This is a genomic window from Pseudomonas sp. FG6, assembly GCF_057809015.1.
Genome location: NZ_JBMDJD010000064.1, coordinates 1 through 14,172, shown reverse-complemented (window position 1 = coordinate 14,172; position 14,172 = coordinate 1). Strand labels below are relative to the sequence as shown.

At 55.8% G+C, this 14,172-nt stretch carries 12 protein-coding genes and 1 pseudogene; 4 read left to right on the top strand and 9 right to left on the bottom strand.

All coding sequences use genetic code 11. The features are described from left to right. Positions 1-14 precede the first annotated feature (14 nt). The 7 genes from ACODSJ_RS24275 to ACODSJ_RS24245 all read right to left on the bottom strand — a co-directional run bounded on the left by ACODSJ_RS24275 (position 15) and on the right by ACODSJ_RS24245 (position 8,754). Complete coding sequence (locus tag ACODSJ_RS24275) at positions 15-1,202, bottom strand: M24 family metallopeptidase (RefSeq protein WP_489104157.1); 1,188 nt, start codon at positions 1,200-1,202, stop codon at positions 15-17. A gap of 146 nt (positions 1,203-1,348) precedes the next feature. After that, on the bottom strand, positions 1,349-2,839 hold the full coding sequence (locus tag ACODSJ_RS24270; RefSeq protein WP_489104156.1) for an aldehyde dehydrogenase: 1,491 nt from the start codon (positions 2,837-2,839) through the stop codon (positions 1,349-1,351). Between the two features lies 1 nt (position 2,840). Beyond that, the gene (locus ACODSJ_RS24265) at positions 2,841-3,743 is read right to left on the bottom strand and encodes a dihydrodipicolinate synthase family protein (protein WP_489104155.1); all 903 of its coding nucleotides are present in this window, start codon (positions 3,741-3,743) and stop codon (positions 2,841-2,843) included. A gap of 142 nt (positions 3,744-3,885) precedes the next feature. Then, positions 3,886-5,205: an NAD(P)/FAD-dependent oxidoreductase gene (locus ACODSJ_RS24260; protein ID WP_489104154.1), complete on the bottom strand. Its 1,320-nt coding sequence runs from the start codon at positions 5,203-5,205 to the stop codon at positions 3,886-3,888. A 252-nt stretch (positions 5,206-5,457) separates the two neighbouring features. Continuing rightward, entirely contained in the window at positions 5,458-6,486 is a 1,029-nt protein-coding gene (gene proX, locus ACODSJ_RS24255; protein WP_489104153.1) for a glycine betaine/L-proline ABC transporter substrate-binding protein ProX, read from the bottom strand. Between the two features lie 57 nt (positions 6,487-6,543). After that, positions 6,544-7,497 (bottom strand): glycine betaine/L-proline ABC transporter permease ProW, encoded by a 954-nt coding sequence (proW, locus tag ACODSJ_RS24250; RefSeq protein WP_489104152.1) that lies wholly within the window; start codon positions 7,495-7,497, stop codon positions 6,544-6,546. A gap of 96 nt (positions 7,498-7,593) precedes the next feature. Continuing rightward, entirely contained in the window at positions 7,594-8,754 is a 1,161-nt protein-coding gene (locus ACODSJ_RS24245; RefSeq protein WP_489104151.1) for a quaternary amine ABC transporter ATP-binding protein, read from the bottom strand. Between the two features lie 332 nt (positions 8,755-9,086). On the opposite strand from ACODSJ_RS24245, the gene ACODSJ_RS24240 reads away from it, so the two are divergent. The 4 genes from ACODSJ_RS24240 to ACODSJ_RS24225 all read left to right on the top strand — a co-directional run bounded on the left by ACODSJ_RS24240 (position 9,087) and on the right by ACODSJ_RS24225 (position 13,574). Further along, positions 9,087-10,055: a LysR family transcriptional regulator gene (locus tag ACODSJ_RS24240; protein ID WP_489104150.1), complete on the top strand. Its 969-nt coding sequence runs from the start codon at positions 9,087-9,089 to the stop codon at positions 10,053-10,055. 272 nt (positions 10,056-10,327) lie between these two features. Then, complete coding sequence (locus tag ACODSJ_RS24235) at positions 10,328-11,563, top strand: aromatic ring-hydroxylating oxygenase subunit alpha (RefSeq protein WP_489104149.1); 1,236 nt, start codon at positions 10,328-10,330, stop codon at positions 11,561-11,563. Between the two features lie 133 nt (positions 11,564-11,696). Beyond that, positions 11,697-12,590, top strand: coding sequence for a dihydrodipicolinate synthase family protein (locus ACODSJ_RS24230; protein WP_489104148.1), 894 nt, complete (start codon positions 11,697-11,699; stop codon positions 12,588-12,590). A 96-nt stretch (positions 12,591-12,686) separates the two neighbouring features. Continuing rightward, the gene (locus ACODSJ_RS24225; protein ID WP_489104147.1) at positions 12,687-13,574 is read left to right on the top strand and encodes a DMT family transporter; all 888 of its coding nucleotides are present in this window, start codon (positions 12,687-12,689) and stop codon (positions 13,572-13,574) included. A 102-nt stretch (positions 13,575-13,676) separates the two neighbouring features. On the opposite strand, the pseudogene ACODSJ_RS24220 reads toward ACODSJ_RS24225, so the two are convergent. Both ACODSJ_RS24220 and ACODSJ_RS24215 read right to left on the bottom strand, forming a co-directional pair. Continuing rightward, a pseudogene (locus tag ACODSJ_RS24220) lies at positions 13,677-13,838 on the bottom strand (IS3 family transposase); the annotation flags it as partial. A gap of 81 nt (positions 13,839-13,919) precedes the next feature. After that, positions 13,920-14,172 (bottom strand): hypothetical protein (locus ACODSJ_RS24215; RefSeq protein ID WP_489104146.1); only part of this gene is annotated, 253 nt, incomplete at its 5' end.

Here is a 14,172-nt window from a genome sequence, read left to right as displayed (position 1 = left end):
GCGGCGGCATCAATTTAACGGGGAGTTGGTGTCCGGTTTTGTAGGGGCAAGTCCATCGGGTACTCATCACATAGCCCGACGCCGTGATAAAGCACCCCATACCGTTGAGCCCGGCACGGTTCGGGCAACCGGTGCGCCTTGGCTGTCAGTTCGGTGAAGCGCACGCCCGGCTTGATCAACTCGGTGTTATAGACAATATGGTCATGGGCAATCCGGTACAGGCGCTTCTGTTCGGCCGTCGGCTCCAGCCCTCCGCAAATCCAACTGCGGGACATGTCCACGCACATGCCGTAGGTGCCGATCAGATCCGTGTCGAATGACAACAGGTCGCCGTCGCTCAACACGCGTGGGCCGGACTCCTGGAACCAGGGGTTGGTGCGAGGACCGGAACTGAGGATTCGCGTCTCGATCCATTCGCCGCCGCGGCGGATGTTGCCGGCATGCAGGGCGGCCCAGACATCGTTTTCGGTCACGCCAGCGCGCATTGCCTGGTGCATTTCAGCCACTGAGGCTTCGCACGAGGCCACCGCACAGCGCATCGCCTTGACTTCATCGGGGCCCTTGATCATGCGGGCAAATTCGGTCACTTCCTGGCCGCTGTAAATCTCGATCGCCAAGGAGTCCAGTGCGCGCAGGCCGGCGACTTCGATTCGATCCACCGCCAGCCGGCGGTTGGCTCCGGCGTGTTGGCGCAGCAACTCGTCGATTTGCGCGGCGAAATGCCTGGCGTGTCGATCCGTGTGCTCACCGGTCTCGAAAAAGAAAAAAGACGCGCCGCTGCGTAATTCAGTGACCAGCGGCAAGTGGGCGCAAAGGTGATCGCAGCCATGGAAGTCCCACAGAACGACATGCCCACTGGCGGCGACGAAGCAGGCCCGTGCGGGGTTATGGGTCGTCCATAACTGCATGTTGGTGGTATCGGTCGCGTAGCGGATATTCAGTGGATCGAATAAGAGAATGCCGCCCAGATCACGGGCGACCAACTGATCCACTAGTCGTTGCAATCGGTACGTACGCAGGGTGGGTAAATGGGGCGGCTCCAGGCCCAAACGTTCCCACTCCGCAAAAGCCAGTGGAGTAGGGCCTATTTCGACGCGGTCGTTGTCATCGACAGAGCCATCTTTTTTTAGCGCAGTCGCGAGTTGCCTGGCGGGGTCGATGCGTCGTGCGCTGGCTGGAATCGAAAAAGGTGAAGTTGTCATGGCGGCGTCCAGTGTTCAATCTGCTAAAAGGCTCAACGGGTTTGAATAACAGGATCAATACGCTTGAACAGATAAGCCGATCACCGCTTATGTGGAGCGGTGACCGGTGTGCTAAACGCTGTTAATGCAGCCTGTGCTCGATCAGGTTACGAAGCATCGATCCAGATGGTTTTCAGCTCGGTGTACTGATCATGCGCCCAGACGGATTTGTCGCGACCACCAAAGCCAGACTCCTTGTAACCGCCGAACGGCGTGGAGGCGTCACCTTCACCGAAACAGTTGACCGTGACCACGCCCGCACGAATTTCTCGCGACAGGCGTAAGGCATTACGCAGGCTACCGGTATAGGCGGACGCCGCCAGGCCATAGACTGTGTCGTTGGCAAGTTCAATGGCTTCGTCGAGGGTACTGAAGCTGGTGACGCTCAGGACCGGCCCGAAGATCTCCTCGATAAACAGGCGATTTTCACGTTCGACGCCGTCGATGATCGTCGGCTGCACGAACACGTCGGACTCGGTCTCGCCACCGTGCATCACATTGAGTTTCTGCTCGGCTGCGTATTCCAGATAAGAACGCACTTTCTCGAAATGCGTTTTGCTGATCATGGCGCCGAGGCGATTCTCAGGATCCAGTGGGTCACCCATTTTCCAATCGCGCAGATGCTTTCCGATCAGTTGCAGCAATTCATCCTTGACGTCTTCATGGACGATCAGCCGTGAAGAGGCCGAGCAGTTCTCGCCCATGTTCCAGAAAGCGCCGGCCGTCACATACTGGGCAACCTGATCAAGGTCTTCGCAGTCATTCATCACCACGGCAGGGTTTTTACCCCCCAGTTCCAGCACCACGCGCTTGAGGTTCGACTCGGACGCATATTTGAGAAATAACCGGCCCGTGTCGGTAGAACCGGTGAAGCTGACCATCGCCACATCCATGTGCCGACCGATTGCCTCGCCAGCTTCCCGGCCACCGCCAGGGGTGATGTTGAATACACCTGCCGGAATACCGGCTTGATGTGCCAGCTCGGCAACACGCAGCGCGGTCAGGGTGGTTTCCTTGGCCGGTTTGACCACGATGGAGCAGCCAGCGGCCAGGGAGGGACCAATCTTCCAGGCCAGCATCAACAAGGGGAAGTTCCAGGGCAGGACCAGGCCGACAACGCCGATCGCTTCGCGCACCACCAGGGTTACGGCACCGTGGCCGGTCGGCGCGGTACTGTCGTACACCTTGTCGATCAACTCGGCATGCCAGCGCAGGGTATGGATGGTATCGGGCACATCGACGTTCTGGCATTCGCTGACAGGCTTGCCACTGTCCAGGCTTTCCAGCACGGCGAGCTCGTGGGCATTGTCTTCCAGCAATTGGGCGAAACGCAGGAGCACCTGTTTACGTGCGCCGGGCGACAGCTTATGCCAGCGACCATCTTCGAACGCTTGCTTGGCGGCAGCCACGGCAACGTCGACGTCACGGGTGTCGCAAGCCGCTATCTCTGCAAGTTTTTCACCCGTGGCGGGGTTGGTCGTGATGAAGGTTTTTCCAGAGAGGGCATCTCGGAACTCGCCGTTGATGAATGCCTGGGTAGGAAACTCCAACTCGGCGGCGATGGCCGCGTACTGTGCTTTGCTCAGTAAATCAGCCATTTCAGGCACCTCCAGTGATCTGCGCGATGTTGCGCTTGAGCTCGGTAACGACGCCTTGCAGCGCCTGCTTTTCATCAAGGTTCAGGCCGTGCAGTGGGGCGCGCAGGCCACCGGTGCGCAAACCGTTCAGTTCACATCCGTACTTGATGGACTGGACAAACTTCCCGCCTTCCAGAAAGTCCATCAGCGGCATCATCGCCGCCATGATGCGGCGGCCTTTGTCGAAGTCTTTCTCCACAACGCAGGCCTCGTATAAAGCGACGTGTTCGCGAGGGATGAAGTTGGAACCGGCACAGACCCAACTACGGGCGCCCCATGCGAAAAACTCCAGGGCTTGATCGTCCCACCCGCAAGACAGAGCGATGTGCGGGTACTTGCAAGCCAAACGGTGCATCTGGGCCATGTCACCGGAACTTTCCTTGATGGCGACGATGTTTTTCACATCGCGGACCTCCTCAAAGAATTCCTCGCCCATGCTCACGCTCATGCGGCCTGGATAGTTGTAAAGCATGATGGGGAGCGAAGCCGCGCGGTCCACCGCCTTGACGTGCAGTGCGATCTCTTTTTGCGTCGGCAGTGCATAGGGGGGCGAGCCAACCAACAGCGCGTCGGCCTTGATGGCCTTCGCCGCTTCGGCGTAAGCGACCGAGTCTTCGGTGCGAATGGCGCCGGTCCCCACGATCAGCGGTAGACGACCGCGCAGCACGTCCTTGGCCTGGGCAGCCAGGTCGAACCGCTCCTGAGCGGTGTGGGCATAATATTCGCCGGTCGAACCGCCGATAATGATGCCGTGTACTTTGGATTCGACCAGATACTCCAGAACGTCGGCGAAGGCTGTCTTATCGATACTGCCGTCAGAGGTCAGGGGCGTAACTGCCGGTGTGTAAATACCTTCGAACTTCATTAATCTCGCTCCAGTTAATGTCACTGCCTGTCAAGCGGCGCCAGCTCGATAGAGTCAGCGCAGCCATTTGTTCAACCAAGAGAGGCCACGTGCTGCAGAGCGAGCAAGTGGACTTCAACTTCTTCAAGTTTGTCGGGGCGGGTCAACTTTCTTTGCCGGCTCGGTACTGCCCCCAGCGCAAACTTATATTGACGCCTGCTGAAACCAGGGGCGCGGGTGGGTTTGGACAGGGGCCTGGTGAATTCAAGACGAAATCGATGAGTTCAGAGTGTTCCCCGGCCAGCCAATCCGCCAAGAGTTTGCCTGTCGCTGTCCCGCGAGTAACACCTAAGCCATTGCAGCAGAGTGCCCCATAGACATTGGGCGACAGCTCGCCGAAATAACCCATATGGTTACGTGAAAGGGCGAGTGCTCCTCCCCAGGTATAATCGAACTTCATTTCAGGCAACATCGGGAATCGTTGTTCGAAAGATGCCTGATGCCGGGCGACAAAGCGTTTCAAGTATTTTGAATCGCTGCGGCCGTCGGGGTTGAAGCTGAAACTGTTACGGATCAGAAGACGGTTGTCCGGTGTACGACGTACCGTGGTACCGAATGGATCCGCAGGAATGACACCCCAATAAGGCCGGCCGCCGAGGCGAGCTTGTTCCTGCTCGGTCATGGGGCGGGTCAGGCTGGCATAAGTGAACACCGGCAGCATTCGCCCCTTCAGGAAGCCGAAGCTCATACCGAAGGCATTATTGGTCAGGATCAGTTTGTCTGCGGTGATTGAGCCCGCGGCGTGCTTGAGCACGGTCTTCGTGCCGTACTCCACATGAGTGATCGCCGTGTTTTCATACAGCGTCACGTTACTGGGGAGGCTGTCGGCCAAACCTTTGACAAGCGCCGAAGGCTGAAGCAAAGAAGTACCAGGTGTGAATAACGCCTTGCGATAGAAGTGTGTGCCGATATGTTCGGGAAGTTCGCCAGCCTCGATCATCTGGTAGGGTTGATCCAATTTATCGAGTCCGCGACGGTAGGCCTCCAGGACGGCGACGCCTCTGGGTTCAACGGCTGCCTGATATTTGCCGCAGTGCTTGATTTGGCAATCGATGCTGTGGCGTTCAATCAACTCTTTTAAATAACTCAGGCCACTCAGATTAAGTTTCAGTGTTGTTTTCGCGGTGGCGATATCGCCTATGTAATCCTCAGCGGCGATGTCATGCGGCAAATCGATAGCGAACCCGGCATTGCGACCGGAAGTGCCAAAGCCCACTTCCTGGGCATCGATCAGCAGGATAGGATCGTCGGGAAAATGAGCCGCGAGTTGACGGGCGGTGGCAAGCCCTGTGAAGCCGGCACCGACAATGACCCAACGTGCGCTGCTATGGCCTTGATGGGCGGGCTTGATCTGGCGCCCCCTGCTCAAGTGATACCACCCGCAAGATTGATCATCGGCAGGTAACGAAGATACTTTTAGCATTTCAAGATCCTGTTCATTCAACCGATTCGACGCCAGTCATGTAAAACGGGTTGAGGCGAAATATCCAACGGCATTTGCGAAAGTAAAAAGATGACCTTTCGTTATAAATAGCATCGATGTACAGCGTTTCAGGAAGTCGGAAATAAGAGCGTGCGTATACGTGAGATTCCACTGGGTGAAATCCTTCGTACAAACGGATTGTTATTGACAGGATGGAGCCAGTCATCGACTCGCCCCACCGCTGTCTCCCTATTAATTGCTGGCTTGTGTCGCCGCAGCGCGAGCGGTTTGCAACCAGGCATCAAACTGCTGCCGATGGGCTGCCACCCATTCCTTGGCGTGACGGCGGATATCCGCAGGTTTTTTCTCGCCCTGTTGCATTTTCAAGTTCTGGGCGCTTTCGTCAGCCGTGGTGATTTGCATCACCGAAAGGAACTTCAAGGCCGCAGGATTCTTCTCGGCGAAGTCTTTGTTCAACACGGCTTCGACCTTATCTACCGCAAAGCCGAGGTTCTTGCCCTTGTACATCGTGTCGACATCATTCTTGCCATCAGGCAGATCGGTTTTCGGTACTTCCAGCCACACCACATCCTTGTCTTCGACCAAAACGGTAGCGATCCATTGTGGGACCCAGGTGAAGTAGAGAATTGGTTGCCCTTCCTTATAACGAGTAATGGTGTCAGCCATCAGTGCGAAATAGGAGCCCTGGTTGACGGTGACTGTTTTCTCCAGGTCATAGGCCTTCATGTGGTGGGAGATGATCAGCTCGCAGCCCCATCCTGGGTTACAGCCTGTCATGTCTGCCTTGCCGTCGCCGTTGGTGTCGAACAGTTTGGCGATTTCCGGTTTCTTCAAGTCAGTGATGTACTTGATGTTATGAGCTTCAGCGGTCTTCTTGTCGATCAAATAACCTTGGAGCACGCCGGGCATGATGTCACCCGCCTTGACCATGGCCTTATCACCCCCGGCCTGTTGGAAGAATTTATCGTGCAACTTGTCCCACAAGTGCACGGTAAAGTCTGCATCACCGTTCCCCAGGGCCATCATCATGACGCTGTACTCGGTTTCCTTGGGCTCCTGCACTTTGTAGCCCAGCTCTCGGAGACCTTCCATGGCCACTTCGCCGCGGAATCGTTCTTCAGCGATAGAAGGGAAGATGGGGGTGACCTTTACACCGTCTCCCGGTTGGTCCGCCGAGGCGTTTGCGCAAAGCGACAGGGCCGCCATGGCGAAAGCTGTAGCGCAATTGAGAATGCTGTGGGAAAGCTTGAATTCAAACATTGTCGCGTACCTTTTTTGGGTTTTTATCTTCAAGTGCGGCAGATCGAATAAGAGGGTTCAAGCGGTCTTGCTTCGCCCCGCAGGCCGTCGTGCGCCGAACAGGCGTAGCAGCAGACCTACGGGACCGGTGTGGTACCAGCGCAGGCTCGGGTCGGCTCCGGTGCGCGCGCCCATGGCTTGGGTCAAGCGGTCCAGGAAGATGGCAAGCAACACCAGGCCTGTGCCGCCAACCGTGGCCAAGCCCATGTCCAGGCGGCCGATGCCGCGCAGGACCATCTGGCCAAGACCGCCCACCGAGATCATCGAAGCGATGACCACCATCGACAGCGACAGCATCAGGGTCTGATTGAGTCCCGCCATGATGGTCGATGTCGCCAGTGGCAACTGAACGCGGGTCAGCATCTGCCGCGGTGTGCAGCCAAAGGCGCGGGCCGCTTCTATCTTGTCCTCCGGTACCTGGCGGATGCCCAGGTTCGTCAGGCGCACCAGAGGGGGAAGGGCGAAGACAATGGTCACAAGGATGCCCGGCACGTTGCCGATGCCGAACAGCATGACGACAGGCACTAGATAGACGAACGCCGGCAGTGTCTGCATGGCGTCGAGTATGGGCCGCAGGACCTTTTCCAAGTTGTCGCTACGGGCGCAGAGAATACCCAGGGGTATGCCTAGCAGGGCGCAAAAGAACACCGAAGTCAGTACGAGCGCCAAGGTGGTCATCGACTCGGACCAGACACCGATAAGACCCAGCAGCGTGAGCGTCACAAAGCACAGCAACGCCATGCGTCTACCAGCTAGTTGCCATCCCAGCAAAGAAGACAGGAGGATGCCGATGCTGGGTGGAATGCTCTGCAGAATGTATTCGACGCTGTTAAGTACTTGGTCGATCGGCCAGCGGATGGCGCGAAACACATCACGAAAGTTGTGCACCAGAAAATTGAGGGTGCTTTCCACCCAGTCACCCAATGGAATAGTGGCGACTTGGAACGGATCGAGAAAACTGAACTCGGACATCAGGGCTTACCTCTTCATCATCACCGCAGCGGCGTTATGGAGGCCGCAGGTACTCAGGTCATCAGGGACGCGCCAGCGTCGATGGGCACGGCTGTATCAATGGCGGCTCAGCGTTTGCAGTAACTCGCTCTTTGATAACGTCCCGGTGAGTGCGCCCGAACGGTCGAGTACAGGGACCGGGTAGGGCAGGTTGGCCGCAATCTCCAGTACTTCGTGCAGCGGGGTATCGGTAAATACGGGCTGGCGTTTGTGCAGGGTGTAGTGCGTGCTGCCACTCGCGCCGCTTGTATCGATATCCACTACCCCGAGGAGTTGCCCAAGTTCATCGATCAAATAACCAAACGGTAGGCCGGCCTTGAACTGTGGTGCTTGGCCGTTGACTTTACGAATCGATTCCGGATCAAGCCTGGCCACGTCGCCTGCCTTGAGAATCCGGGAACTGTCGAATCCTTTGAAGAACGTGCGTACATAGTCATTGACCGGTTGGCTGATCAATTCTTGAGGCGTGCCGATCTGTACCACCTGTCCCCCTTCCATGATCGCGATGCGGTGACCGATACGAACGGCTTCCTCGATATCGTGGGAAATGAAGATGATGGTTCGCTTCTGCTCGGCTTGCAGGCGAATGAGCTCTCCCTGCATTTCGCTGCGGATAAGCGGGTCCAGGGCGGAAAAGGCTTCGTCCATCAGCAGGATGGTCGGGTCGTTGGCAAGCGCGCGGGCCAGGCCTACGCGTTGCTGCATGCCGCCGGAAAGTTGATGCGGATAACTGTGCTCCTGGCCGGCAAGACCGACTTGCGCGAGGGCTTCCCTGGCGCGGCTATGCCGTTCCTTTTCACTGATGCCGGAAATTTCCAACCCGAAGGCGGTGTTTTCCAGAACGCTCATGTGCGGCATCAAGGCAAAGGATTGGAACACCATGCCCATCTCTTTGCGGCGAACGTCGAGAAGGGCTTTATCGTCAAGTCCTGTAATTTCTCGACCGTTCAGATAAATACTGCCTGACGTCGGTTCGATAAGGCGATTGAACAATCGCACCATCGTGGACTTCCCGGAACCGGAGAGCCCCATGATCACAAAAATTTCGCCACGCTTGACGGCGAAGCTGGCGTCGAAAACACCAATAACCTGGCCTGTTTTCTCAAAGACGTCTTTTTTGCTTGCCCCTGCGGCGAGCATTTTCATTGCCGCATCAGGCTGTGCACCAAAGATTTTAAAAACGTTCTTAACAGAAATGATTTCGTCTGGACTAGTCATCGCGTCCCTCCTTTGCGTGTAACGCTACAAGCACGCGAAATCGAACTAAGCGCGAGCATCGGTGATTTAGGCGGGCAGTAATAAAAGAAAAATCTGCGCATGACATGTACCTGTTTTTATTGTTTGCCCGTGGGTTCGGGCTTTTTTTCAATCTATAAGTATCCTGATCGTTAATCCAACAACATTTACAGGGCTTTATGGATAACCTAACGTTATCGAGACCTGCCGAAACGACCGCCCTGGCGCAATTGCGACGCTTCTGTATGGCCCGCGCTAGGCTATTGAGTTACGCTGCGCCGCTTTCGCGGATGATAGGAGTATGAGGGCTTACCATGCTCAGCAGACACGTTGACCCCGATACATTGCTGCTTAGAATGCCTTCCCTTCGGGCTGTCAGAGCATTTGTTGCCGCCGCTAAATATGAAAGCTTCACTCGGGCTGCGGAGGCGTTGTGCGTATCCCAGGCAGCGATCAGCCGGCAGATTCGGGAGCTTGAGGAGTCATTGGGCGCTCAATTGTTCATGCGTGCCGGGCGCACGGTAGAACTAACCGCCGAGGGAAAGATTTTTTTTGAGGCAGCGCAACTGTCCTTCGTTAATATCGCGCAGGCGGCTGAAAGGATTCGTACCGCACCGACACAGAAGCATATCCTGACTGTTTGTTGCTCGCCCGCATTTTCTGCATTATGGCTGTCAGAGCATCTTCCAGAGTTTCGTGCAACCAACCCGGATATTGAGTTCAATCTGATTACCACTCAGAATTTTGTGAATATGGAACCGGGTGTAGAGCCGGACATCATCATCTCAAAGATCCGTAAGGTGGGGGATGGGTATAAGAGCTATCAGTTGTGCCACGATATTATCTATCCTGTGTGCTCTCCAATGTTTCTGGATACGCATCCCGAACTTACCTCGCTTGAAGGGGTACGCGATTCTTCGCTACTCAATCTAAGCCCCTATGGACGCTCGGGAGTGGCTGAGCATGTCGACTGGGGTGTATGGCTGGCCTTTCTGAACGTTGATATTGATGAGCGCCCCTCCGACTGTCCGCCTATTTTTCATGCCAATGATTACAACTTGATCATGAACATGGTCCTGACCCATCAAGGCATCGCACTGGGCTGGAACCAGCTTGTTGGTGCAATGGTGGAGAGGGGACAGCTCGTTCGCCCTGTTGAGCATCAGGTAACGCTTCGAAACAGTCTTCATTATGTGGCCTGCAACGAAAGGACTGAATACGAAGATGCCTGTCGGAGAGTAAGGGACTGGATCCTTTCGAAGTTTTCCAGGTGGAGCGTATAAATTTTTCTCCATTCAAGTCTTCTCGATCGGTAGCGATAGCAAGCAAAGTGGTGTCTAGGTTCTGTGGGGTATAACGCTAAGTTATCAGTTGAGCGACGAAAATGTAGTTTTGCCGACTGGCCTGGCTGTCGTACCCTTCGTGTTAAACATGGCTAAAACATGCATATTCAGCGGCTGCGCTGAACGAATCCTTGCGCATGATCTGTTGGCCATGACACCGTTTTCTGGGCGTACTTGCCGTTAACCGCAAGGTTGATGTGTAGAGGATAATAATGAATATCAAAGCATCCGTGATCGAGCTGATTAAAAAGCGTAAGGCGCGCCACGCGCTTCCTCGTGAACTGTATATTGAACCTGAGGTTTTCCGTCAGGACCTTGAGCAGATCTGGCACAAGGATTGGATTTTTGCCGGACATACGTTTGAGCTTGAAAAGCCCGGGCAATACTTGACGTTGCAGATCGGCGACTATCCAGTCTTGATTATCAGGGATAAAAGTGGTCAAGTCCGTGCTTTTCACAACGCTTGTCGTCATCGTGGCTCTAAAATTTGCGAGCACGCTCAGGGAAAAGTCGCGAAGCTGGTCTGTCCTTATCATAAGTGGACTTTTGAACTGGATGGCAGTCTTTTGTTTGCCGGTAATATGGGGGGCGATTTCGATAGGACTCAATACAACCTGAAACCTCTTCATTGTGAAGTTGTTCATACGTACATTTATGTATGCGTCGCTGATGACGCGCCGGAATTCGAAAGTTTCAGGCGCTCTGTAAGTCCTTTCATCGCTCCCCATTTTCTGGATAACTGCAAGGTTGCCTTCGAGTCCAACCTCGTGGAGAAGGGTAACTGGAAACTCGTGTTTGAAAACAATCGAGAGTGCTTCCACTGTGACGGTACGCATCCCGAATTGATGAATTCTTTTGTCGAGAACCTTTCGGTGGCAGGGGTTGGGGGTGAAGAAGATCCCGAACTGACCGCACACTGGAGTCGCTGCGAAATCGCGGGGATGCCAAGCAAGCTGGTTATGGACCCGAATGGCCGTTTTCGTATGACGCGCATTCCACTTTCCGCAGGCGCCGTGAGTTACACAATGGATGGCAAACCTGCGGTGGCGGGACGCCTGGATAAAAGCGGCGAGCCGGATATTGGCGCGTTGCTCTACTTTAACTACCCGTCTACCTGGAACCACTTTCTCGGCGATCACGCATTGAGCTTCCGGGTACTGCCGATCGGACCTGGCGAAACGCTTGTGACCACCAAATGGCTTGTGCCCAATACGGCCGTTGAAGGTGTTGACTATGAAATTGACCGACTGACGAAGGTTTGGCTTGCCACCAACGATCAAGACCGTCGTTTGGTGGAAGGTACGCAGGCCGGCGTGACCTCACCGACTTACGAGCCGGGACCCTTTTCGGACATTGCGGAAAATGGTGTATGCCAGTTTGATGACTGGTACTGCGAAACCATGCTGACGCGCCTGCAATCCCAGATTCCACTTAAATCGGTGGGTTGATTTCCTTGCGACAATGGCCGGCGCTTTCCGAGTTGGCCATTGGGGAGCGGGACTTGATCGCTGGTGCGTGCCAACAGCCCGGGAAAGGCTGTTTGTGCGTCCTGTCAAAGATAACAAGAAGGGGCTCGATTCAATGTCCGCATTCGCTTTCTCCGGCATCAACCTGGCCGTTACCACGCCGTTCGATGCCCAAGGCAAGATTGACTATCCACGCTTCGAGACGTTGCTCGAGTGCTATCTGGCTGCTGGTGTACAGGGTTTTGTCCTGAGCTCCGGGACAGGCATGCATGTCTACCTGAGCCAGGAGGAGTCCAGGCAACTCGTGGCCTTTGGCGCCAAGGTCATCAAGGGGCGTGCTCGCGTCATTGTGCAAACTTCAGCCTTGTTGGTGGACGAAGTGCTGCAGCGCACCCGTCATGCCGCTGAATGTGGCGCCGACGGTGTGATGGTGCTGCCACCGTTTTTCGAAGGCCCAACCGACGACCAGGGCATCGTCGACTTCTACGCCTCGGTGTCCGAAGCCGGGTTGCCGATCATTGGCTACAACGTACCTCGGGCGGTGGGCGTTGAAGTGACCCCGTCGCTGTTCCGCCAGTTGAGCGAGATTCCGAACTTCGTGTCGGTCAAGGACAGCAGCGGTGATCTTGCCGCTCAAGCCTCATTGATCCGCACTGGCTTGCCGACGATGAATGGTGCTGACCCATTGGTGCCCTATGCACTCTTCGCCGGTGCCGCGGGCCTGATCTGGGGCGGGGCGAACATGGCCCCGCGTGCTTGTGTTGCGGTGGTGGAAGCCGCCATGAAACAGGACTGGGCCTGTGCTCGGGAGATCTGGCGGTCGATCGAGCCAGTGATGTCGTTGATCTGGCAGGGTGACTATGTGCAGTCGGTCTACGCCGGTGCCGAGATCACCGGCTATGGGGCGGGGAATCCACGTCGACCCTTGGCGCGCTTGTCCACCGATAAGGTCGATGCGCTCAAGGTTGCCCTGGCGCCGTTGATCGCGCTCGAGTCTGATCTCGCCTGACGAGAGGTCCAGATTTACGATTACTCGAATGGCGTGCCGGGCGTGAATGATGCCTGTCGTCACGAAGCAACAAGTCCCCTCCAGATGGAATGATCCATGAGCAATCAGTTGGACAGCGCGGCACGTGCGTACGATGTTCCCAGGCCCCAGTTCGGCATTCTCTTGTGCCTGCTCTCCATGCTGGTGTTCGCCAGCCAGGATGGGATCACCAAGGTGCTGGTCAAAGACCTCCCCGTTGCACAGTTGGTGATGGTGCGCTACTGGGTATTCCTGGCTTTTGCTGTCGGCTATAGCGTCTATCAGGGCGGCCTGCGTGCTGCGTGCCGGAGTCGCCATCCCTATCTGCAGGTTATCCGTGCATTGATCGGGGTCGGTGAAATTGCGCTGTTTGGATTGGGGCTGCGCTATCTGGGACTGGCGGAAATGCATGCCCTGTATGCGGTGTTTCCCTTGTTGACGCTGGCGTTGGCTGGGGTATTCCTGGGCGAGTTCATCGGCGTGCGTCGATGGGTTGCCGCCGCCGTAGGCTTCGCGGGAACACTGGTTATCCTTCGGCCTGGCAGCGGGGTCTTCGAACTCGCAGCACTGATTCCGCTGGTGTCGGCCTTGGGGTTCGCGATCTTCAGCGTGCTGACCCGTCGGATCAGCCAGCATGATTCGTTCGCCACCAACATGCTTTACATGGGCTTCTTCGGCGCGATCACCATCACGTTGTCGGGCCTTCCCGGATGGGTGGCGCCGAGCCTGATGCAATGGGGCCTGATTGCGGTGTTGTCCACGACAGGCGTGGTGGCCCAGCTGTTATTTCTCCAGGCGCTGAAGTATGCAACGGCGGCCACACTCCAGCCGTTCAACTACACGCTGCTGGTGTTTGCCACGCTGATCGGCCTGTTGGTATTCGGCGAGCTACCAGACACCTGGACGGTGGTGGGGGCGTGTCTGGTGATTGCCGGTGGGATGTATGCGATCAAAGCGAAAGGGTAGTGGGCTGGCACCCAGCAGCCCGGCTACCGGTCCCTGAGCCAGGCGGCCTGTTTCCATCGAGCTGCATATTTGAGCTGCTCCCCAAATGTTGGACAGTTGTGTCTAAGGCTGCGCGGCCTGTGCTCTGTATGTTACAGGGCTCAGGCCACCAAGCTTCATCTTGATACGTTCATCGTTGTAGTAGCGGATGTACTCATCAATTCCGGCACGTAGGTGATCGACGGTCTCGAATTGCTTTCGGTAGAAATATTCCGACTTCAATGTCCTCGCTTCAAAAATTTGGCGAGGCCTCGTCCACTAGTGTCATCAGGCTGATGACTGTTTTGAGCTGGCTAGGCGCAGAATCTAATAGCCTTCCTTGGAACTCGGTATTTTTGCTGTTGAAAGGATCCAATAACGAGTCCAGAATTGAGTCTTTTCCTGCTTCGGAAAGAAAAGAAACCCCTTAGATTTCAATGGGTCGGACGCCAGATGCGAGTCTCGTTTCCCGCTCCAAGATTCATAAAAAAGCCACTCAGAGATGAGTGGCTTTTTTTGTGCCAATGTCCCGTCCTGAATAAGGTTTACACCTTCTGACCTATCTTCAGGAGGAACCAAT